Origin of the sequence: Bradyrhizobium sp. ORS 278 (assembly GCF_000026145.1) — a bacterium.
Classification (GTDB): domain Bacteria; phylum Pseudomonadota; class Alphaproteobacteria; order Rhizobiales; family Xanthobacteraceae; genus Bradyrhizobium.
Genome location: NC_009445.1, coordinates 5,490,676 through 5,510,629, shown reverse-complemented (window position 1 = coordinate 5,510,629; position 19,954 = coordinate 5,490,676). Strand labels below are relative to the sequence as shown.

The following is a 19,954-nucleotide window of genomic DNA, read 5'->3' as shown; positions in this document are numbered from 1 at the left end:
CCGAGATCGCCCTAGGCGATTTCTTGGATGCGCTTGATCATGTCCTGGTATTTCGGGCCGTATTTGTCCCAGACCGGCTTGACGGCCTTCTGGAACGGCGCCTTGTCGGCGATCTCGATGACCTCGCAGCCGGCCGCCTTGGCCTTCTCCATGGCCTCGCGCTCGTAAGCCTTCCAGAGTTCGCGCTCTTCCATCTGAGCTTCGCGCGCGAACTTCTTGATCAGTGCCTGGTCGTCATTGGAGAGGTTCGCCCAGGCTCGTTTCGAGAACACGAGGACTTCCGGGATGACGAGATGCTGAGTCAGCGAATAATACTTAGCGGCCGTATAGTGATTGCTGAAGACGTAGCTCGGAGGATTGTTCTCGGCTCCGTCGATCACGCCGGTCTGCAAGGCGCTGAAGACCTGATCGTAGCCCATGGCCACGCCGTTGCCACCCAGCGCGTTCATCATGTCGATGAAGATCGGATTTCCGATGACGCGGATCTTCAGGCCCTTGACGTCCTCGACCGTCCTGATCGGCTTCTTGGTGTTGTAGATGCTGCGCGCACCCGAATTCATCCAGCAGAGCGCCACCAGGTTTGCGTTTGCATTGGCGCTCACGCGATCGAGGAGATCCTGCCCGATCGGTCCGTCCATCATCTTCTCGGAATGCTCGATGCTTTTGAACAAGAATGGCATGTTGACGACGTTGATGTCGTCCACGATCGGGCCCAGCGCGCCGGCGCTGACGCGCAGCATCTGGATCGCGCCGATCTGGGTCTGCTCGATGGTTTCCTTCTCGCCGCCAAGCTGTGCGGAAGGATACATCTGGATCGTCAGCCTGCCATTGGTCGCGGCTGCGAGCTTCTTGCCGAGGCTTTCGGTTGCCGCAACCGTCGGATAGCCGGGAGGCTGCACGTCAGACGCCTTGAATACGGCCTTCGATTGCGCGAGCGCCGCTGAAAACGGTGGAAGCGCCGTTGCACCGGCGATGCCTGCGGTCAATTTGATGAAATCACGTCTCTTCATGGCGTCCCTCCCACGGACTTTGCCTGGTCGACAGACCGCAGTGGATGCCGCGGCTGCAATTGCTAGCTCGGTTGGTCGAAACACTCGGGATTGAGGGTCTGAATTTCAGAGATATCGTCGAGCAGCCGTTCGAGATGACTGGCCATGGCAGCGCGTGCGCCGTCGGTGTCGCGCCGTTCGATCGCCGTCAGGATCGGCTCGTGTTCGCCAATCACTTCCGTCATTCGTCCGATCTGCGGCAAGGTCAGGCGTCGAAACCGGTCGACGTGCACCTTCACTTGCAGGATCAGCTTCCATATCCCAGGATAGCCAGCCACCTCGGCGATACCCGCATGAAACAGCTCATCCGCTTGGTGAAAGGCTTCGCGATCTTTCGCAGCGCACGCTTCGCGTTGGCGCTCCAGTATCGCTCGCAAGCTGAGAACTTGGCTGGATGTCGCGTGCTCGGCGGCCATTCGCGCGGTCGTCTCTTCAAGAGACTTGCGAATGATGATTGTTTCGGGGAGCGCAGCCACTGGTATTCGAGAGACGAAAATGCCGGACTGCGGGAAGATCTCGACCAGCCCTTCGTCCGAAAGTTTCAGGATGGCTTCCCGAACCGGCGTCCGGCTCACGCCGTAGGCCGTTGCGATCTGCGCTTCCGAAATCGGCTCGCCCGGCCGGCGCACCAGGGACACCAGCTCGGCGCGAAGGTCAGCATAGATCCGCGATGCCGCCGTGGCTCCACGCGGCCGGCCGTTGCGGCGCATGCGGGCGACGACGGGATGTGGCGCGGGAGTCAATTTCCTAGGGGCGCGGCTGGGCATCGATGTTTCCTCAACTAATATACTAATATACGAATTGACTTTGGCAATAGAAAATACCGCCTACCCGAAGCTTCATCGTGGTGCGGTGCGATGCCGATCTGCAGCGAAGAAAACAGGGCGATCCAGAGCCATCGGCCCCGATTCATTCTTGCACTGTTCGGCGCGTGCAATGCCTTCGGGAACGACACTCACGGCAAGCAGGCGAGGATGCGCTCGTGGGTTAGTACGGCAACCAATCAGCGCTCGGTCCTGTCGGTGCTGGTCCAAATGTCGCGACGGGGGTTCCCCTTGCGGTGGAGGCCTGCAGCCTTTGTGCAAATGCGTCGCGAAGGCTCTCGGCTGAGGTCTTTTTTGATGTTAAAGATTGGGGATGAACCAGCAGCCTCGCGTCGATATCCGCCATTCCACGTGTCCGCACGATTGTCCCTCAGCCTGTGCGCTCGATGTCGAGGTGATCGACCAGAGCACGATCGGGCGGGTTCGCGGCTCGAAGCGCCAGACCTATACGGCCGGTGTGGTCTGCGCCAAGGTGGCTCGATACGCCGAGCGCATTCATCACGCCGAACGACTGACCTTTCCCCTGCGCCGCATCGGGCCGAAAGGTTCGGGGCAGTTCGCGCGGATGTCCTGGGACGACGCGCTCGACGAGATCGCTGAGCGTTTTCTGCTGACGGAGCGCGAGTTCGGGTCGCAGGCGGTGTGGCCTTATTATTATGCGGGGACCATGGGACTGGTGATGCGCGACGGCCTCAACCGTCTGACGCATGTGAAGAGGTACTCGCGTTTCTATTCGACGATCTGCGCCAATGTCGCGCGTGTGGGATTTGCAATAGGGACAGGCAAGATCGCAGGCGTTGATCCCCGTGAGATGGCGCTGTCCGATCTGGTGGTGATCTGGGGCACGAACCCGGTGAACACGCAGGTCAATGTCATGACTCATGCCGCTCGGGCGCGGAAGGAGCGCGGGGCAAAGATCGCCGCCGTCGACATCTACGACAATGAGACGATGAAGCAGGCCGATATCAAGATCATCCTGCGCCCCGGGACGGACGGTGCCTTTGCCTGCGGCGTGATGCATGTCCTGTTTCGCGACGGCTATGCCGATCGTGCCTACATGGCGAAATACACCGACTGTCCAAGCGAACTCGAAGCCCATCTGAAGACGCGGCCGCCGGAATGGGCGTCGCAGATCTCTGGTGTTTCGGTTGTCGACATTGAGGCGTTCGCGAGACTGGTCGGCGAGACCAAGCGCACCTTCTTCCGGCTTGGCTATGGCTTCACCCGCAGCCGGAACGGCGCAACCCAGATGCACGCGGCGTCGTGTATTCCCGCGGTGACGGGCGCCTGGCAGTACGAAGGAGGCGGGGCCTTCTTCAACAATGCTGCGCTGTGGCACTTCGACGAGTCGATCATCGAGGGCCACGACGCGATCGATCACGCCACCCGTTTTCTCGATCAGTCCCAGATCGGCCGCATCCTGACGGGAGATCCAGAATCGCTTTGCGGCGGACCGCCGGTCAAGGCGATGCTGATTCAGAACACTAATCCCATGACGGTGGCGCCCGAGCAGGATCTCGTCAGGAAGGGCTTTGCGCGTGATGATCTGTTCGTTGCGGTCCACGAGCAGTTCATGACGGAGACGGCGCAGATGGCAGATATTGTGCTGCCGGCAACCATGTTCATGGAGCATGATGATCTCTACTACGGCGGCGGCCATCAGCACATTTCGGTCGGACCGAAGCTGATCGATCCCCCGGGTGAGTGCCGATCCAATCACGAGGTCCTGCGGGGCTTGGCGCGCCGGCTTGGCGCCCATCATCCCGGCTTTGAAATGACGCCGCGCGAACTGATCGATGCGACCTTGAAGAAGAGCGGCCATGGCGACATCGCCGCGCTCGAGGCAGATGTGTGGCGTGACCTGCAGCCTGATTTCCGCACCTCGCATTATCTCGACGGCTTCGCGCACAGGGACGGCAAGTTTCACTTCAAGGCCGACTGGGCTCATCCGCCGTTCGGGCGCGTGATGGGCCATCCCGAGCGCATGCCGTCGCTGCCTGACCACTGGGCGGTGACCGAAGAGACGGACGAGCAGCATCCGTTCCGGCTGGCGACGAGCCCGGCGCGCTCGTTCCTCAACACCTCGTTCAACGAGACGCCCTCATCCCAGGCTCGCGAGGGCGCGCCGACGGTGATGATCCATCCGCTCGACGCCGAACCGCTTGGCATCGCCGACGGCGAGGCCGTCACGCTCGGTAATCTTCGCGGACAGACGTCGCTGAGGGCGCGGCTGTTCGAGGGGGTCCAGCGCGGCGTTCTGATCGCCGAATCGATCCACCCCAATGCCGCCCATATCGGCGGCCGCGGCATCAATTCGCTGACCGCTGCGGACACTGTCGCTCCGATTGGGGGAGCGGCCTTCCACGACAACAAGGTGTGGCTGCGCAAAGCGCAGGCGTGAGGCGCTTCCGGAGATTCAAGCACAATCAAGTCGTTATGAGGCCGTCTGCGCTTGGCGCGGGCGGCTTTTAACGTTTTGGTGACCATCTCGCTTCGAGCTGTCGAAATAACTTGAGCGGCGCTCAACATTCCGGTAGATATTTGAGCGTTGCTCAAATATGGAGTGATCTTATGCAATCCCTCAGTCCTCGTGATCAGCCTTTCGTTGTCGATGTTCGAGCGTTGCTGAACGGCTTGGCTCGGGCAGCGTCTCATCTGACGGCTACGCGCATCGAACGCATCGCCAGCGCCTGCGATGTCGCCGGTCTGCTGGCGGCACGACGGATGCGCGCGGGCGCCGGCCAAGGCCTGTTTCGCGCGGCTCGCCGCGAAGGGCACCGGTCGCGAAGCCGCGGACTGTTCGGCTGCTTTCATTACCTCAGCGACCTGACCTGACCACGTCTCAAATCCCCCGCACACGCGCAAGGAAGCGGTCACCATGTCCTCACGTCCGATGTCCTCAGTGCAACGGCCCTCGCTTCGGATAAGCTTTTTGCACATCACCTTTGCGCTAGCCTTTGCGCTGGTCGGCGGTGGCATCGTTGCGTTGCCGCTCGACTGGCCGCTGCGCGGGGGGGTGGGAGCAGGGCTCGTGGCGCTGGTGTGGTCCTCGTTCACGCTGGCCGACACGATGACGCTGTTCACGCGACATTCTGCGCGGGGGCAACGACACTACCCAGTTGGTCGCCGCGCCTGACCGGGCGCCCGGCGGCAGATCTGATTTTCAGCACCAAACCTCGGCAGTCTCGCGATCCCGGCGGCCCAGCCGCAACACACCAGGAAACGACCATGATCAAGCAGTTGATGTCGTCGCGCCGCTTTGCCCCGCTGTTCTGGGCGCAGTTGTCCTCGGCGCTGAATGACAACGTTCTGAAGAATGCGCTGGTCATCATGCTGCTCTACGGCGGCATCGTCGACCATGGTGCGACGCTCGTCACCGCTGCCCTCGGGGTCTTCATCTTCCCGTTCTTCATTCTGTCGGGACTCGGTGGGGAGCTCGCCGATCGCTACACCAAGGGTATTGTCGCGCGGAAGCTGAAGTTCGCCGAGATCGGCGCCGCAGGCTTTGCCGCGCTGGGCTTCTTCCTGCATTCGGTCCCGCTGTTGTTCGTCGCGCTCGGCTTGTTTGGCGTCATCGCGGCGCTGTTCGGCCCGGTCAAATATGCGATGCTTCCCGACCAGCTCACGGTGGGCGAGCTCGCGACCGGCAACGCGCTGGTCGAGGGCGCGACCTTCATGGCGATCCTGATCGGCACCATAGCCGGTGGCCAGCTGGTCTCGGGCTCGTCGCATATGGGCTGGGTGTCCTCCGCCGTGATTGGGCTTGCGCTGATCTCCTGGGCCGCAGCGGCGCGCATTCCGCACACCACGCCGTCCGCTTCGGATCTGCCGATCACACGCAATCCGTGGACGTCGACGTTCCATCTGCTGAAGCTGCTGCATGCGACGCCGCGGCTGTGGGATGGCTCGGTCATCGTGTCCTGGTTCTGGACGGTCGGCGCCGTCGTCATGTCGCTGCTGCCGGCCCTGATCAAGGACGTCGTCGGCGGCACCGAAGGTGTCGTCACGCTTTGCCTTGCGATCTTCGCGATCGGCATCGCCGCCGGCTCGCTGTTCGCCGCGCAGCTCAGCCATGTCCGCCCGAACCTCGCTTTGGTCCCGATGGGTGCCATCGTGATGGGCGTGCTCGGCCTCGATCTCGCATGGGCGATCGGAACGACCGAAACCGCCAAGGACGTCACGGCGCTCGCCTTCATCGGCTCGTGGGCAGGGGCGCGCATGCTGATCGATTTCGCGCTGTTCGCCTTCGGCGGCGGCTTGTTCGTGGTGCCGGCCTTTGCCGCCGTGCAGGCCTGGTCGGAGCCGGCCGAACGCGCGCGCATCATTGCCGCGGGCAACGTGCTGCAGGCCGCCTTCATGGTGGGCGGAACGGCGATCGTGGCGACGCTGCAGGGGCTGGACGTTTCGATCGCCTGGATCATGTTCGGCCTTGCGGTCGCCTGCTTCGGCTCGGTCTGGTTCGTGCTCAACAAGTGGGGCCGTGAAGGCGTGCGCGACTTCGGCGCGATGCTGTTCCGCGCCCTGTTCCGCACCGAGGTGCGCGGCCTGGAGAACCTGCCGCCGGCCGGCACCCGCATGCTGATCGCGCCGAACCATGTCAGCCTCGTCGACGGTCCGCTGCTGCATGCCGTGCTGCCGATCGATGCGACCTTCGCCGTCGACACCGGCATCTCCAAGGCGTGGTGGGCGAAGATCTTCCTCAAGCTCGTCCGCCACATCACGATCGATCCGACCAAGCCGCTCGGCGCCCGCGACCTGATCAAGCTGGTCGCGAGCCAGGAGCCGGTGGTGATCTTCCCGGAGGGCCGCATCACAGTCTCCGGCTCGCTGATGAAGGTCTATGACGGCACCGCGATGATCGCCGACAAGGCCGATGCCGTCGTCGTGCCCGTGCGCATCGAGGGCGCGCAGCGCTCGCATCTGAGCTATCTCAAGGACGGCCAGATCAAGCGCTCGTGGTTTCCGAAGGTCACGGTGACGATCCTGCCGCCAGTGAAGCTCACCATCGACGCGGCGCTGAAAGGCAAGACCCGCCGCAACGCGGCCGGCGCGGCGCTGCAGGACGTGATGATCGAAGCCATGGTCAAGAACGCGATGCTCGACCGCACGCTGTTCGAGGCGCTGGCGCATGCTCATCGCGACCACGACACCGGCAAGGTGATGATCGAGGACCCGCTCGGCACCAAGCTGACCTATCGCAAGCTGCTGCTGGGTGCCCAGGTGCTTAGCCGCAAGCTCGAGCATGGCACGATGGTCGGCGAAAACGTCGGCGTGTTGCTGCCCAACTCGGCAGGCGTCGCAGTGGTGTTCATGGCCCTGCAATCGATCGGCCGCGTGCCGGCGATGCTGAACTTCTCCGCCGGCCCGGTGAACGTGCTGGCCGCGATGAAGGCGGCGCAGGTCACCACCGTGCTTACCTCGCGCGCCTTCATCGAGAAGGGTAAGCTCGACAAGCTGATCGCCGCGATCGAAGGGCAGGCACGCCTCGTCTATCTGGAGGACGTCAAGGCCGCCGTCAGCGCCGTCGACAAGATCAAAGGGATCCTCGATGGCACCAAGCCGCGTGTGGCTCGCAACGCCGATCACCCGGCCGTGATCCTTTTCACTTCCGGATCGGAGGGGACGCCCAAGGGCGTCGTGCTGTCCCACCGCAACATCCTCGCCAATGCGGCCCAGGCGCTGGCGCGGGTCGACGCCAATGCTAACGATCTCGTGTTCAACGTCCTGCCGGTTTTCCACTCCTTCGGCCTCACCGGTGGCATGATGATGCCCATGTTGGCGGGTATTCCGATCTACATGTATCCGTCGCCGCTGCATTACCGGATCGTGCCGGAGTTGATCTATCAGACCGGCGCCACCATTCTGTTCGGCACCGACACCTTCCTGACTGGTTATGCCCGCTCGGCCCATGCCTATGATTTCCGCACCTTGCGGCTGGTTATCGCCGGCGCCGAGCCGGTCAAGGACCGCACGCGGCAGGTCTACATGGAGCGTTACGGCATCCGCGTGCTCGAAGGCTATGGTGTCACCGAGACCGCGCCGGTGCTGGCGATGAACACGCCGATGGCCAATCGCGTCGGCACCGTCGGCCGCCTGTCTCCGCTGATGGAGTACCGGCTCGACAAGGTGCCGGGCATCGACGAGGGCGGACGGCTCTCGGTCCGCGGCCCCAACGTCATGCTCGGCTATGTCCGCGCCGAGAATCCGGGCGTGCTCGAGGCGCTGCCGGAGGGCTGGCACGACACCGGCGACATCGTCACCATCGATGCGCAGGGCTTCATCACGATCAAGGGTCGTGCGAAGCGCTTCGCCAAGATCGCCGGCGAAATGGTCTCGCTGACGGTGGTCGAGCAGATCGCCGCGACCCTGTGGCCGCAGGCGGCCTCCGTCGCGGTGTCGATCCCCGACCAGCGCAAGGGCGAGCGCATCGTGCTGATCACGACGCAGAAGGATGCCGAGCGCGCAGCGATGCAGCGCCAGGCCAAGGCGCAAGGCGCGCCGGAGCTCGCGGTGCCGGCCGTCGTCATGGTGGTCGACAAGATCCCGCTGCTCGGCTCCGGCAAGACCGACTATGTCGGTGCGAAGGCGCTGGCCGAGGAGAATGCGAAAGCAGTCGCTCCAGAGCGCGAGACGGAGGAGCGGGAAGTCGCGTGATGACCTCGCTGCGCCGACGTCGCCACCAGAACGGCCCCCGCAACGCGGGGGTCGTGCTGCTGCATGGCATCGCCGGCCGCTCATTGATGCTGCGTCCGCTGGAAAAGCGGCTGCAGCTGGCGGGCTTCGCCACGCTGAACCTGGACTATGAGAGCCGCAAGAAGCCGCTCGAGCAGTTGGCCGAGGATATCCATCCGGCCATCGCGGAGTTCGCGGCCGGCATCGACGGTCCGATCCACTTCGTCACCCATTCGATGGGCGGGCTGCTCGCGCGCGTCACCATTGCCAAGCATCGTCCGCCGCGTCTCGGTCGCGTCGTCATGCTCGGCACGCCCAATGGCGGCAGCGAGATTGCGGACCGGCTGCAGAATGTCGGGCTGTACCGCACCTATTTCGGGCCAGCCGGTCTGCAACTGGTCACGACCAAGCATGATACGCTCGCCGCCTTGCCACCGGCCGATTACGAGATCGGCGTGATCGCTGGAAACCGTTTCCTCGATCCGATTTCCGGCCTGTTCCTGCTGCCCTGGCCGAATGACGGCCGCGTCTCGGTCGAGAGCTGCAAGCTCGCCGAGATGACGGACTCCACGGTGATCAAGGCCTCGCATATGGGCCTCCTGGTGCACCCGGCCTCGTTCCGGCAGACCATCGCGTTTCTCCGCGACGGCCAGTTCGAGCCTGCGCGCCCGCTGCTGCGTGGCGTCATCGCCGAGATCGGCCGCCGCGCGGCCTCCTGACGCAAGTTTTCCTTGCCGTCCGCGGCTATCCCGCGACAATCCCGCACTCGACATCCATCGACAGGCGAAGCCATGACCAACGACAGCGTGATTCTCGACAGGCGCGGGCAGGCCCTCTGGATCACCATCAACCGGCCCGAGAAGCGCAACGCGCTCAATGGCGACGTCATCGCCGGGATCTCGCGCGGCTATCGTCAGGCGCATGACGATCCCGAGGTGCGCGTCATCGTGCTGACCGGAGCGGGTGACAAGGCGTTCTGCGCCGGCGCCGACCTGCAGAACTCGGGGGCCGCCTTCGCGATGGATTTCTCGCGGCCCAATGTCGACTATGCCGATCTGCTCAGGCTGTCGCAGAACGCCACCAAGCCGGCGATCGCCCGCGTGGGCGGCGTCTGCATGGCGGGCGGCATGGGCCTGTTGTGCATGACCGATATGGCGGTCGCGGCCGACCACGTCGTCTTCGGCCTGCCGGAGGTGAAGGTCGGCGTGTTCCCGATGCAGGTGCTGAGCCTGCTGCAGAGCATCGCGCCGCCACGCCTCGTCAACGAATGGGCTTTGACGGGGGAGCCGTTTGATGCCAAGGCGGCGCAGGCCGCCGGCCTGCTGAACCACGTCGTTCCCGCCGCCGAGCTCGATGCCAAGATCGACTGGCTGATCGGCCGTTTGGTTGACAAATCGCCGACAGCGATCCGCCGCGGCAAATACGCGATGCGCGCGATCGCCTCGATGTCGTTCGACGAGTCCATTGCCTATCTCGAAAGCCAGATCGCATTGCTGGCGATGACCGAGGATGCCAAGGAAGGGCTGAAGGCTTTCGCAGAAAAGCGTAAGCCGGTCTGGCCGGGGAAGTAGTCGCGCGCCTGACGGCCGCTCTGTTGTCCTCGCTGTCATGCTCTGCGAAGGCGGAGCATCCAGTACGCCGAGACCTCTCGGTTCGATCATAACCGCCTCTGGAATGCTGGGTTGCTCGCTTTCGCGGGCGATGACAGTGGAGTGGTGGCAAAGCGCTCGCTCCACTTTCGTCGACATAACGCAACACATAAGTCCGCGATCTCGCGGCGCTCAGCGCCCGAGTTTTGTCCTGATATCAGCCCTCTCAAGCAAGAGGGCGCAGGGAAGGCCGGGAGCTCGCCGCCCCCATGGCCCGCCTGCAGGAAGAAAAGCAGGCGGCAGTCACCACAGGTTTGGCCGCAACTACCGGCCTTCCCTGCGCGATGGGCTTACGGCTTATACGTGATCTCCCTGGTGCGCCGGGCTTTCTGGCCACCATCCCCACGCGAAGCAGAGCCTCGTCGCGAGTTGACATCAGCGTCGGGATGTCAGGACCACACGATTTCGCCGTCCGCCGCCCCACCAGTCGTCTTGCGCAAACGCGCCTGATGTCGCAACGGCCACCGCATCACCGGCCCAACGCTCGTGACGATCGCGAGGCGCCCCTCTCGTAGGCCGTGACGTCGGGAAATGTGCAGCTGATTTGCCCGACGGTGCAACAGCCATGGGGGTGCGACATAGTAACCCGACGGGCAGTTCGCATCAGGAAGGCAGCTGAAGCCGCAGCGGCTGCAGCTTGTTGTACATCAGGCTGCGCCACAGCCATTCGATCGGCCCGAACTGGAAGATCTTCAGCCAGCACCGGCTGGCGATCACCTGGATCGCATAGACGATCATGCCGATGCCAAGAGCGAGCGAGACGCTGAGCCGGCCGAACAGGCCGAGGCCGTAGCCGTAGAACACGATGCTGAAGATGACGGACTGCATGAGATAGTTGGTGAAGGCCATCCGGCCGACGGGAGCCGCCCAGCCGAGCAGGCGGACGCCCCATGTGGTGCTTGCAGCCGAAAGGATCAGCGCGCCATAGGCAAGCGCGAGGCTCACAGTTGCAAGCGATGAGCCGGCATCGATCGTGACAGCGAGTGCGGCCAGGGCCGTCAGCAGCAGCACGATGCGGTGATACGGCGTATCGCGCAGCACGCGGAAACGCCAGATGACGATGCCGGCGAGGAAAAGTCCGAGGGTCCGCGGAAAGATCCAGAGATGCAGCGGCGCGATGGCACTGATCTCGGACAGTCGGAACACCAGGGTCTGCGAGAAATTGCCGTCCGCGTAGATATGCGCAGCATCCGCGACATGTTGCATCATCCAGGCGGAGCTCGGCAGCGGCAGCATGTGGGTCAGCCAGCCGGTGAAGTATAAGCCGAGCAGGGCGAGGCCGCTCGCTAGCACCAGCCAGCCTGGCGCAAACAGGAACGGCAGCGCGATCAGTCCGGCGATCGCATATTCGGTCAGGATGTCGCCATTCCACAGCAGTGTCAGGTGCAGAATGCCGATCGCGAGCAGGACGAGCAGCCGCCGGATCAGCAGGGTAACACGTCGCTCCGGAGCGATCCGGTCGAACTGCATGGCCAGACCGACGCCGAACAGCAGCGAGAACAGGGCAAACGCCTTCATCGAGACGGCGCGCGCGAGACCATCCTCGATGGCGCGATTGAAGTGCGAGTCCCCGATGATCATCCACAACAGATCGACCATCTCTTGCGACAATGATCCTGCGAAGAAAATTGTCCCTGCCTCGTGCGTTGTCGTTGCTGGCAGAAACTGCCGGAAGATCGAGATCCGGAATTCAAACACGACGTTGATGGCCATCACCCCGAACAGAGCGAGGCCGCGCAGGATGTCGAGGCTGACAAGACGGTCGGTGGTTGCGACAGAGGAAAGCGGACTCCGCGCGGTGTCTCTGCTAAGAGGGGCTGTCAACTCGACCTCGGTGGTACGACGTTTCATCGGCGGGCAATGCCGACAGTGAAGGAGCAGTGGATGTGGCCTCAGTCAAGGCTTCGTTGTTGATGCGCGGCTGTATTCAAGGCATGAGGATGAGGACATGACCACGTCCCATGCCGTCGACGGTCTTCTCATTCGGCCGATGCGGCCTGACGAGATTCCGCTGGCCATCGACTGGGCGGCGGCCGAAGGCTGGAATCCCGGTCTGTCCGATGCGGCGTGCTTTGCCGCCGTCGACCCCGACGGCTTCCTCGTCGCTGAGCGCGATGGGAAGGCGGTCGCGACCGTCTCCTGCGTGAACTACGACGACCGCTTCGCGTTTCTCGGCTTCTATATCGTGCGTGCCGATCTGCGCGGCCAGGGCTATGGCCTGCGGCTCTGGCAGGCCGCGATGGCGCATGCGGGACCGCGTGTCGTCGGGCTCGACGGCGTCGTCGCGCAGCAGGACAACTATCGCAAGTCCGGGTTCAGCTATGCTTATGCCAATGTCCGCTACGGCGGTAAGGCACTGGCGCTGCCGGCTGCCGTGCGATCGGACGTGGTGCCGCTGACAAACGTGCCGCTGGCCGACATCGCAGCCTCCGATGCGGCGGTGTTTCCGGCGCCGCGCCGGGCCTTCCTGCGGGCCTGGACCGAAGCGTCCGGCCATGTCGGCCGCGCTGTCATCCGCGCTGGCGCGCTTGCCGCCTGGGGCGTGATCCGTCCCTGTCGCAGCGGCTACAAGATCGGGCCGCTCGTCGCGCAAAGCCGGGCCGACGCCGAGGCCATCGTCTCGGCGCTGCTGAGCGAGATCGGCGACGCCGAGGTCTTCCTCGACGTGCCCGCGATCAATCCGGACGCGGTGGCGTTGGCGGAGAGTCTCGGCCTGAAGCCGGTGTTCGAGACCGCGCGCATGTACACTGGCCCGATCGCGCCGCTGCTGATCGAGCGGGTATTCGGCGTCACCACTTTCGAACTCGGTTAGCTCAGCGCCGAAGGGGCCGGGCGAAGCTCAGCTCGTGGCCGTCGGGATCGGTGAGGTGGAAATAGCGCTCGCCCCATTCGGCGTCGCGCGGTGTCGTGGAGGGCGAGAAGCCGGCAGCCAGCGCCTTGGCGTAGACGGCGTCCACATCTTTGACATGGAAGATGATGCGGCCCCACCAGCTCCACTGCTTGTCCTCCGGCATGGTGATCAGGTTGAGAAAGCCTGCGCCGACGCGGAAGGTCGTGAACGGCGACTCCGCGCCGCCATAGGGGATGTCGTCGAAGCCGAGCGCGCGATAGAACGCGACCGCGCGGGCCATGTCGTGGGTCGCGATGGTGATCGCGCTGATGCTCTCGATGGTCATGGAGACGCTCCGGACCCGAAGGGACGCCGCGGACCAGAGAAGCGCACCTTGCCGGTGTCACGCAAGAGCCGGCGTGCGGCTAGCGCCAGCGCCGCCGGCCCATCGTCGCTCCCAGCGCAAAGAAGATCGCCGCGCCGATCGCGACGGTGGCGGCGCGCGCAACGTCGCCCGGCAGCAGCACCGACTGTTGCGCCGCGCCTTGGCTGAATGAGCCGCGCGTGCGGTGCAGGCGCGTCACTGGGCGGTCGAGATTGTCGCTGCGGTCTGGGACCAGCGGCACGTCGGTCTGCTGGCCCGCGATCGCCTTGGCGGCGAGATAGCGGTCGAGCACGGCCGGCGCGACGGCGTTGCCGATGATCGTGAGCAGCGTCGGCCAGCCGATCCAATATTCGCGGAAGCCGCCGTCGGCGACGCGATAGACCGCATCGGCAATCACCTCCGGCTCGACCGGCCGTCCCATCGGCCGCGGCGTGTGCGCGAGATGGGCGCGCGCCCAGTCGAATTGCGGCGTGTTCACGGCCGGCAGATCGACCATGCACAGCGTGATGCGCGAGCGCTCATGCATCAGCTCGGCGCGCAGCGAGTCGGTGAAGCCGCGGATCGCGTGCTTGGCGCCGCAATAGGCGGCCTGCAGGGGAATGCCGCGATAGGCGAGCGCCGAGCCGATCTGGATGATGCGGCCTTCGCCGCGGCGGCGCATGGAGCGTAGCGCCGCCATCGTGCCGTGCACGAAGCCGAGATAGGTGACCTCGGTGACACGGCGGAATTCGTCGGCCGTGATGTCGGCGACGGTCGAGAACACCGTTTCCATCGCGTCGTTGATCCAGATATCGACCGGACCCAGCCGCTGCTCGAGCCGTTCGGCGGCCGCGAACAGCGCCTGCGCGTCGGCGACATCGACCGCCTCGTATTCGGCATGGGCAAAGCGCGCCTGCAGCTCGCGCTGAACGTCGCGCAACGCCTCCTCGTCGCGGGCGATCACGCCGACGCGGTCGCCGGCCTCCGCGAAGCGTTTCGCCATGGCGCGGCCGACGCCGGCGGAGGCGCCGGTGATGATGATGGTGCGGGCTGGTCTGCGAGGCATGTCCGGGTTCTCCACGCGCCCCGTCGTACAAACGTGCAGCCCGCGGCAATGTTTCGGGCGCGAAGAGCCGCGCCGATGAAAGCTTGGTAAGATCCCGCAGCCTGGCTCAGCCCGGTTGCGTGCCGCGCCTGTCCTCGGGAACAGCGACGCTGTCGAAGTCCCGTGCCAGCTCGGCCAATGCCTGCTTCATCTCCTGGCCGCGCATGGCAGCGCCATGGCCGGTGATCGCCATCTCGGGCGACAACGCGTCGATGGCGCGAACGGAATCGCGCGCGGCCGCCCAGTCCGGGGTGAAGTACATCGGCGGTCCGTGCATCTCGGGTGCCTGGGTGACCGAGGCATAGACGGATTCCTGGGCCGTGGTGACGATGGCGTCCCCTGCGATCAGCAGGCGGTCGTGCTCGCGCCATAGCGAGACGTGGCCGGGCGCGTGGCCCGGCGTATGGATCCATCTGAAGTCCGGCATGAACGGGACGGAGTGATCCGCCGGCAGCTCGCGCAGCTGAGTGCCGACATCGACCGGGCTGGTCGGGAACAGCGGCGACAGCGTCGCGAGCATGCCGCCGCCGACATGGGGATCGGGCGGCGGGTAGGAGCGCGTGCCGTTCAGATAGGGGTGCTCCAGCGGGTGCGCATAGACCGGCACGTCCCACGCGCGGCTCAAGTCTTCGAGCACACCGACATGGTCGAAATGGCCATGCGTGAGGATGATGCAGGCGGGGCGTCCGCTGCCGCCGAACCGCGCCTGCGCGGCATGGCGGATCGCGGGGCCGGAGCCGAACATGCCGGCATCGATCAGCACCCATCCGCCGTCTCCAGCGCCGGGCCGGCCATAGAATACGACATTGACGATCGCGAGCTGGCGATAGGCAAGATCAGGCGCGATCTCGCGGACGCCGTCGTCGCGCGCCGCATCGGCCTCATGGTTCTCGGCCAGCGCCGATGCCGGCAACGGAATCTGGGTCATGCGAGCTCCCTCAGTTCAGATCAACCAAGGAAGCCGCAGCGGATCGAAAGGTTGCTAAGCGGGCGTTCAGCCCGCGTTCGCCTTGAGGCCGGCGGCCTCGATGCCAGCGACGGCGCAGATCTCGTCATTGTCGGAGGTGTCGCCGGAAACGCCGACGGCGCCGAGCAAAGTGGGCCCATCCATGATCAGCACGCCGCCGGGCACCGGCACCATGCGGCCCTGCGCCAGCGTGTTCACGGCGTCGATGAAATAGGCCTGCTCCTGGGCGCGCTGGAACAGCGCGCGCGAACCGAGGCCGAGCGCCAGCGCGCCATAGGCCTTGCCGTGCGCGACCTCTGCCCGCATCAGGCTGGTGCCGTCCTGCGCGGCGGCGGCCTTCAGGCAGCCGCGCGCGTCGAGCACCATGACGGCCAGCGGCTTCAGCTTCTTCTCGACGCCCTTGGCGAGCGTGGCGTCGAGGATCTTGCGGGCGGTGTCGAGCGAGAGGTCGGCCATGTCGGTGTCCTTTGTGATCTGCAATTCAAAGTGGGCTTTATCGGCCGTCATTGCGAGCGAAGCGAAGCAATCCAGGGGCCAAGCAAGAAGCCCTGGATTGCTTCGTCGCTTCGCTCCTCGCAATGACGGACATTGAGATCGCGCTCCGCGGTTGGCTGCGCGCGCATTACGCGCTCGGCTGCCCCCGCTCCAGGCTCATCGCCAGGAGCTGCGCGGCGTGGACGGCGCCGCGGGCGGCGCCGTCCTGGATTTGGTGGCGGCAGGAGGTGCCGTCGGCGACGATGAAGGTGGTGCTGTCGGCCTTGCGCACGGCGGGCAGCAGCGAGGCCTCCGCCATCCGCAGCGAGACGTCGTAGGTCTCGGCGCCGTAGCCGAACGCGCCGGCCATGCCGCAGCACGAGGATTCTATGGTCTCGACCGCGAGCTCGGGAATGAGGCGGAGCACCTGCTCGACCGGCTTGAACGCGGCGAAGGACTTCTGGTGGCAATGGCCGTGCAGCAGCGCCTTGCCGGGCAGGGGGCCGAGCGGCAGCGCCAGCCGGCCGCTCTCGGCTTCGCGCGCCAAAAATTCCTCCAGCAACAGCGCATGCGCGCTGATCGTCCTGGCCGTGGTGTCATGGCGCAGGGACAGCAGCTCGTCGCGCAGGGTGAGGAGGCAGCTCGGCTCGAGACCGATGATCGGCACGCCGCGCGACGCAAACGGCGCGTAGGTCTCGACCAGGCGCTGCAGCTCGGACTTGGCTTCGTCGACGAGGCCGGCTGAGAGGAACGTGCGGCCGCAGCACAGCGCGCGACCGCCATCGGCCGGCCTGGGCACATAGACGCGATAGCCGCCGGCGATCAGCACGCGCAGCGCGGCGTCGAGGTTCTCGCGCTCATAGATGCGGTTGAAGGTGTCGCCGAAGAGGACGACCTCGCGGCCGTTCTCGGGGCCGAACGCCTCGGCATCGGTGCGGAAGGTGTCGCTGCGGAATGCCGGCAGCTGGCGCCTGGCGCTGATGCCGGCGACGCGCTCCATCAGCGCGCGCAAGGGCGCGACATGATTGCGCAGGTTCACCAGCGGCGCGAAGCGGGCGACCATGTCGGCGTAGCGGGGCAGATAGGCGACGAGGCGATCGCGCAGAGTGAGGCCATGCGTGCTTGCCCGCGCGGCCAGCACCTCGATCTTCATCTTGGCCATGTCGACGCCGGTCGGGCATTCGCGGCGGCAGGCCTTGCAGGAAACGCAAAGCTTCAGCGTCTCCATCATCTCGTCTGACGACAGCGCGCCGGGACCGAGCTGGCCCGAGATCGCGAGCCGAAGCGTGTTGGCGCGGCCGCGCGTGACATCCTTCTCGTCGCGGGTGGCGCGATAGGACGGGCACATCACGCCGCCGTCGAGCTTGCGGCAGGCGCCGTTGTTGTTGCACATCTCGACCGCGCCCTGGAAGCCGCCGGCGGCGCCGGGATAGGCCGACCAGTCCAGCACGGGCTTGATGTCGTCGACGCGATAGTCCGGCGCATAGCGAAACAGGGAGCGGTCGTCCATCCTGGGCGGATCGACGATGCGGCCGGGATTGAGCACGTTCGTGGGGTCGAAGCGCTGCTTGACCTCCTTGAAGTCGGCGACGATCCGCTCGCCGAACATCTGCGCGTGGAATTCCGAGCGCACGATGCCGTCGCCATGCTCGCCGGAATGTGAGCCCTTGTACTCGCGCACCATCGCAAACGCTTCCTCGGCGATGGCGCGCATCGCCTTGACGTCCTTTTCCAGCTTCAGGTTCAGCACTGGGCGGACGTGCAGGCAGCCTTCGGAGGCATGCGCGTACATCGTGCCGCGGGTGCCGTGTTTGGCGAAGACCTCGTTGAGGCGCGCGGTGTAGTCGGCGAGATGCGGCAGCGGCACGGCGCAGTCCTCGACGAACGACACCGGCTTGCCGGCCTCCTTCATCGACATCATCACGTTAAGGCCGGCAGCGCGGAAGTCGGCGACGGCGGCCTGCAGCGCGGGCTCGGTGATCTCGACCAAGCCGCCCCATTTGCGGGTCTCGTTCGTCCAGTCAAAGCCGAGATCGCCCATCAGCTCGGACAGCTGCCTCAGCTTGGCGAGGTTCTCGTCGACAGTCTCCTCGGCGAACTCGACGACGAGAATGGCGTCGGGATCGCCGCGCACGGCGGCCGCGATCACCGGCTGGAACATCGCGATGTCGCGGCCAAGCCCGATCATGGTGCGGTCGACCAGCTCGACCGCGATCGGCTTCAGCTTGACGAGGTGCTGGGCCGCGTCCATGGCCTGGTAGAAGCTGCCGAAATGGCAGACGCCGAGCACCTTGGTGCGGATCAGTGGCCACAGCTTCAGCTCGATCCTGGTGGAGAAGGCGAGGGTGCCCTCCGAGCCGACCAGCAGATGCGCGAGATTGTTGGCGGCATTGCGCGGCGTCAGCGCGTCGAGATTGTAGCCGCCGACGCGGCGCTGCACTTTTGGAAACTTGTCGGCGATCTCCGCCGCCTCGCGCTCGCCGAGCGCCAGCATGTCGCGGAACAGCGCGCGGGCGTTGTCCGGCGCGCCGACCTCGCTGAGATCGCGCGGCACCTCGCCGAAACGCGCCAGCGTGCCGTCGGCGAGCGCGGCATCGATCGCGACGGTGTTGTCGCGCATCGTGCCGTAGCGCAGCGAGCGTCCACCGCAGGAATTGTTGCCGGCCATGCCGCCGATCGTGGCGCGCGAGGCTGTGGAGACGTCGACCGGAAACCACAGGCCATGCTTTTTGAGCTGGCGGTTGAGATCATCGAGCACGATGCCCGGCTCCACCACGCAGCTGCGGCCCTCGACGTCGAGCGAGACGATCCGGTTGAGGTGCTTGGAGACGTCGACGACGATGCCGTCGTTCACGGTCTGGCCGCATTGCGAGGTGCCGCCGCCGCGCGGCGTGACGATGCGGCCGTCGTCGCGTGCAATGGCCAGCGCGCGCAAGGCTTCGTCCATCGTCCGCGGAACGACGACGCCAGCCGGGACGATTTGATAGAACGAGGCGTCGGTGGCGTAGCGGCCCCGGTTGAAGCGGTCGAAGAAGACGTCGCCGGTGATCTCGGCGCGGAGCTTCCGTTCGAGGCTGGACGGACCGGCTTTGGCGTTCGGCATGGTGATCCCTGGTCAGCCCTGGTCGCGTCGCAGTTCCACGGGGCTCGTCCCGGTGTCAATCATTTATGAAGAAGGGTCAACCGGATTGCATGCAATTCCGGACGATGGACCTCGACTTTAGTCTATCCGGGACTGCCTCCAGGCGCTGCGGCGGGCCCTTCGAGGCTCTCCGCAAAATACGTGATCGCGGCCGCCCCTTTGTTGCGCAGGTGCTGAAACAGGATGTCCGACAGCTCGCTGCCGGCGCGGCGGCGCAGCGCGTCGAGGATCAGCTCGTGCTCGCGCATGGCCTCGCTCCAGCGCTCCCGCCTGCGGGCGAAATTGGCCGAGAAGCGCACCCGGCGGATACGTCCGGCCAGGCTTTCATACGTCGATTGAAGCGTGGCATTGCCGGCGGCATTGACGATCGCGCGGTGGATGAGCTGGTTCATGCGGAAATAGCCCTGCATGTCCTGCCGCATGTAGAATCCGTACATATCGTGATGATATTGCTCGATCTTCGCGATCGCTTCATCGGCGATCTTCTCGCAGGCGAGGCGTCCCGCGAGGCCCTCCAGCCCTCCCATCAGGTCGAACAGCTCGCGGATGTCGGCGGCGCTCAGCGGGCGGACGCGGGCGCCGCGGTTGGGTAGCAACTCGACCAGGCCCTCGGCAGCCAGGACCTTGAGAGCCTCCCGCAGGGGCGTCCTGGAAACGCCGAGCATCTCGCACAACTGCCGCTCCGACAGCCGGCCGCCATCGGCGACATGGCCCTCGACGATGTAGTCGCGCAGCCGCGCCAGGATCTCGTCATGCAACGATGTCTCGTCGCGCGCCGGAAGCGCGCGAACGCCAGGATCTGCCACGGAGGGCGCCTCGGTATCGGGAGTCGTGGAACTCATGCCCTACCATTGTAGCGGGGGACACAGATGAGGTCG

Annotated in this window: 15 protein-coding genes; 6 read left to right on the top strand and 9 right to left on the bottom strand. The window is 65.3% G+C overall.

Annotation, left to right across the window (positions count from 1 at the left end; all coding sequences use genetic code 11):
• Positions 1-11 precede the first annotated feature (11 nt).
• The gene (dctP, locus tag BRADO_RS24600) at positions 12-1,010 is read right to left on the bottom strand and encodes a TRAP transporter substrate-binding protein (protein WP_041756914.1); all 999 of its coding nucleotides are present in this window, start codon (positions 1,008-1,010) and stop codon (positions 12-14) included.
• Between the two features lie 62 nt (positions 1,011-1,072).
• Entirely contained in the window at positions 1,073-1,759 is a 687-nt protein-coding gene (locus tag BRADO_RS24595; protein ID WP_012028908.1) for a GntR family transcriptional regulator, read from the bottom strand.
• Positions 1,760-2,186: 427 nt separating this feature from the next.
• Here BRADO_RS24595 and BRADO_RS24590 point away from each other — a divergent pair, with 427 nt between their 5' ends.
• From BRADO_RS24590 to BRADO_RS24565, 5 genes are all read left to right on the top strand, one after another.
• Positions 2,187-4,274, top strand: coding sequence for a molybdopterin oxidoreductase family protein (locus tag BRADO_RS24590; RefSeq protein WP_012028907.1), 2,088 nt, complete (start codon positions 2,187-2,189; stop codon positions 4,272-4,274).
• A gap of 531 nt (positions 4,275-4,805) precedes the next feature.
• Positions 4,806-5,009 (top strand): hypothetical protein, encoded by a 204-nt coding sequence (locus BRADO_RS24580; protein WP_244422882.1) that lies wholly within the window; start codon positions 4,806-4,808, stop codon positions 5,007-5,009.
• A gap of 92 nt (positions 5,010-5,101) precedes the next feature.
• Positions 5,102-8,527 (top strand): acyl-[ACP]--phospholipid O-acyltransferase, encoded by a 3,426-nt coding sequence (locus tag BRADO_RS24575; RefSeq protein WP_012028905.1) that lies wholly within the window; start codon positions 5,102-5,104, stop codon positions 8,525-8,527.
• On the top strand, positions 8,527-9,264 hold the full coding sequence (locus BRADO_RS24570; RefSeq protein ID WP_012028904.1) for an alpha/beta fold hydrolase: 738 nt from the start codon (positions 8,527-8,529) through the stop codon (positions 9,262-9,264). The genes BRADO_RS24575 and BRADO_RS24570 overlap by 1 nt, the downstream gene beginning before the upstream one ends.
• A 72-nt stretch (positions 9,265-9,336) precedes the next feature.
• Entirely contained in the window at positions 9,337-10,116 is a 780-nt protein-coding gene (locus tag BRADO_RS24565) for an enoyl-CoA hydratase/isomerase family protein (protein WP_012028903.1), read from the top strand.
• Positions 10,117-10,797: 681 nt separating this feature from the next.
• Here the strand turns inward: BRADO_RS24565 and BRADO_RS24560 are convergent.
• A complete protein-coding gene (locus BRADO_RS24560) occupies positions 10,798-12,045 on the bottom strand; it encodes a DUF418 domain-containing protein (protein ID WP_012028902.1) in 1,248 nt (415 codons plus the stop codon).
• Positions 12,046-12,142: 97 nt separating this feature from the next.
• On the opposite strand from BRADO_RS24560, the gene BRADO_RS24555 reads away from it, so the two are divergent.
• The gene (locus BRADO_RS24555; RefSeq protein ID WP_012028901.1) at positions 12,143-13,006 is read left to right on the top strand and encodes a GNAT family N-acetyltransferase; all 864 of its coding nucleotides are present in this window, start codon (positions 12,143-12,145) and stop codon (positions 13,004-13,006) included.
• A 1-nt stretch (position 13,007) separates the two neighbouring features.
• Here the strand turns inward: BRADO_RS24555 and BRADO_RS24550 are convergent, their stop codons facing one another.
• The 6 genes from BRADO_RS24550 to BRADO_RS24525 all read right to left on the bottom strand — a co-directional run bounded on the left by BRADO_RS24550 (position 13,008) and on the right by BRADO_RS24525 (position 19,918).
• Positions 13,008-13,370: a VOC family protein gene (locus BRADO_RS24550; RefSeq protein ID WP_012028900.1), complete on the bottom strand. Its 363-nt coding sequence runs from the start codon at positions 13,368-13,370 to the stop codon at positions 13,008-13,010.
• Positions 13,371-13,449: 79 nt separating this feature from the next.
• On the bottom strand, positions 13,450-14,454 hold the full coding sequence (locus BRADO_RS24545) for an SDR family oxidoreductase (protein ID WP_012028899.1): 1,005 nt from the start codon (positions 14,452-14,454) through the stop codon (positions 13,450-13,452).
• Between the two features lie 106 nt (positions 14,455-14,560).
• Positions 14,561-15,421: an MBL fold metallo-hydrolase gene (locus BRADO_RS24540; RefSeq protein WP_012028898.1), complete on the bottom strand. Its 861-nt coding sequence runs from the start codon at positions 15,419-15,421 to the stop codon at positions 14,561-14,563.
• Between the two features lie 66 nt (positions 15,422-15,487).
• Complete coding sequence (locus BRADO_RS24535; protein ID WP_012028897.1) at positions 15,488-15,916, bottom strand: heme-binding protein; 429 nt, start codon at positions 15,914-15,916, stop codon at positions 15,488-15,490.
• A gap of 166 nt (positions 15,917-16,082) precedes the next feature.
• The gene (locus tag BRADO_RS24530; RefSeq protein ID WP_012028896.1) at positions 16,083-19,037 is read right to left on the bottom strand and encodes an FAD-binding and (Fe-S)-binding domain-containing protein; all 2,955 of its coding nucleotides are present in this window, start codon (positions 19,035-19,037) and stop codon (positions 16,083-16,085) included.
• A gap of 122 nt (positions 19,038-19,159) precedes the next feature.
• Positions 19,160-19,918: a GntR family transcriptional regulator gene (locus BRADO_RS24525; protein ID WP_012028895.1), complete on the bottom strand. Its 759-nt coding sequence runs from the start codon at positions 19,916-19,918 to the stop codon at positions 19,160-19,162.
• Positions 19,919-19,954: the final 36 nt, after the last annotated feature.

Excerpts from the sequence above, each read along its gene's own strand:
- BRADO_RS24535 (WP_012028897.1), bottom strand. The coding sequence starts at position 15,916 with ATGGCCGACCTCTCGCTCGACACCGCCCGCAAGATCCTCGACGCCACG.
- BRADO_RS24550 (WP_012028900.1), bottom strand. The coding sequence starts at position 13,370 with ATGACCATCGAGAGCATCAGCGCGATCACCATCGCGACCCACGACATG.
- BRADO_RS24570 (WP_012028904.1), top strand. The coding sequence starts at position 8,527 with ATGACCTCGCTGCGCCGACGTCGCCACCAGAACGGCCCCCGCAACGCG.
- BRADO_RS24565 (WP_012028903.1), top strand. The coding sequence starts at position 9,337 with ATGACCAACGACAGCGTGATTCTCGACAGGCGCGGGCAGGCCCTCTGG.
- BRADO_RS24540 (WP_012028898.1), bottom strand. The coding sequence starts at position 15,421 with ATGACCCAGATTCCGTTGCCGGCATCGGCGCTGGCCGAGAACCATGAG.
- BRADO_RS24555 (WP_012028901.1), top strand. The coding sequence starts at position 12,143 with ATGACCACGTCCCATGCCGTCGACGGTCTTCTCATTCGGCCGATGCGG.
- BRADO_RS24590 (WP_012028907.1), top strand. The coding sequence starts at position 2,187 with ATGAACCAGCAGCCTCGCGTCGATATCCGCCATTCCACGTGTCCGCAC.
- BRADO_RS24545 (WP_012028899.1), bottom strand. The coding sequence starts at position 14,454 with ATGCCTCGCAGACCAGCCCGCACCATCATCATCACCGGCGCCTCCGCC.
- BRADO_RS24575 (WP_012028905.1), top strand. The coding sequence starts at position 5,102 with ATGATCAAGCAGTTGATGTCGTCGCGCCGCTTTGCCCCGCTGTTCTGG.
- dctP (WP_041756914.1), bottom strand. The coding sequence starts at position 1,010 with ATGAAGAGACGTGATTTCATCAAATTGACCGCAGGCATCGCCGGTGCA.
- BRADO_RS24595 (WP_012028908.1), bottom strand. The coding sequence starts at position 1,759 with ATGCGCCGCAACGGCCGGCCGCGTGGAGCCACGGCGGCATCGCGGATC.
- BRADO_RS24560 (WP_012028902.1), bottom strand. The coding sequence starts at position 12,045 with ATGAAACGTCGTACCACCGAGGTCGAGTTGACAGCCCCTCTTAGCAGA.
- BRADO_RS24525 (WP_012028895.1), bottom strand. The coding sequence starts at position 19,918 with ATGAGTTCCACGACTCCCGATACCGAGGCGCCCTCCGTGGCAGATCCT.
- BRADO_RS24530 (WP_012028896.1), bottom strand. The coding sequence starts at position 19,037 with ATGCCGAACGCCAAAGCCGGTCCGTCCAGCCTCGAACGGAAGCTCCGC.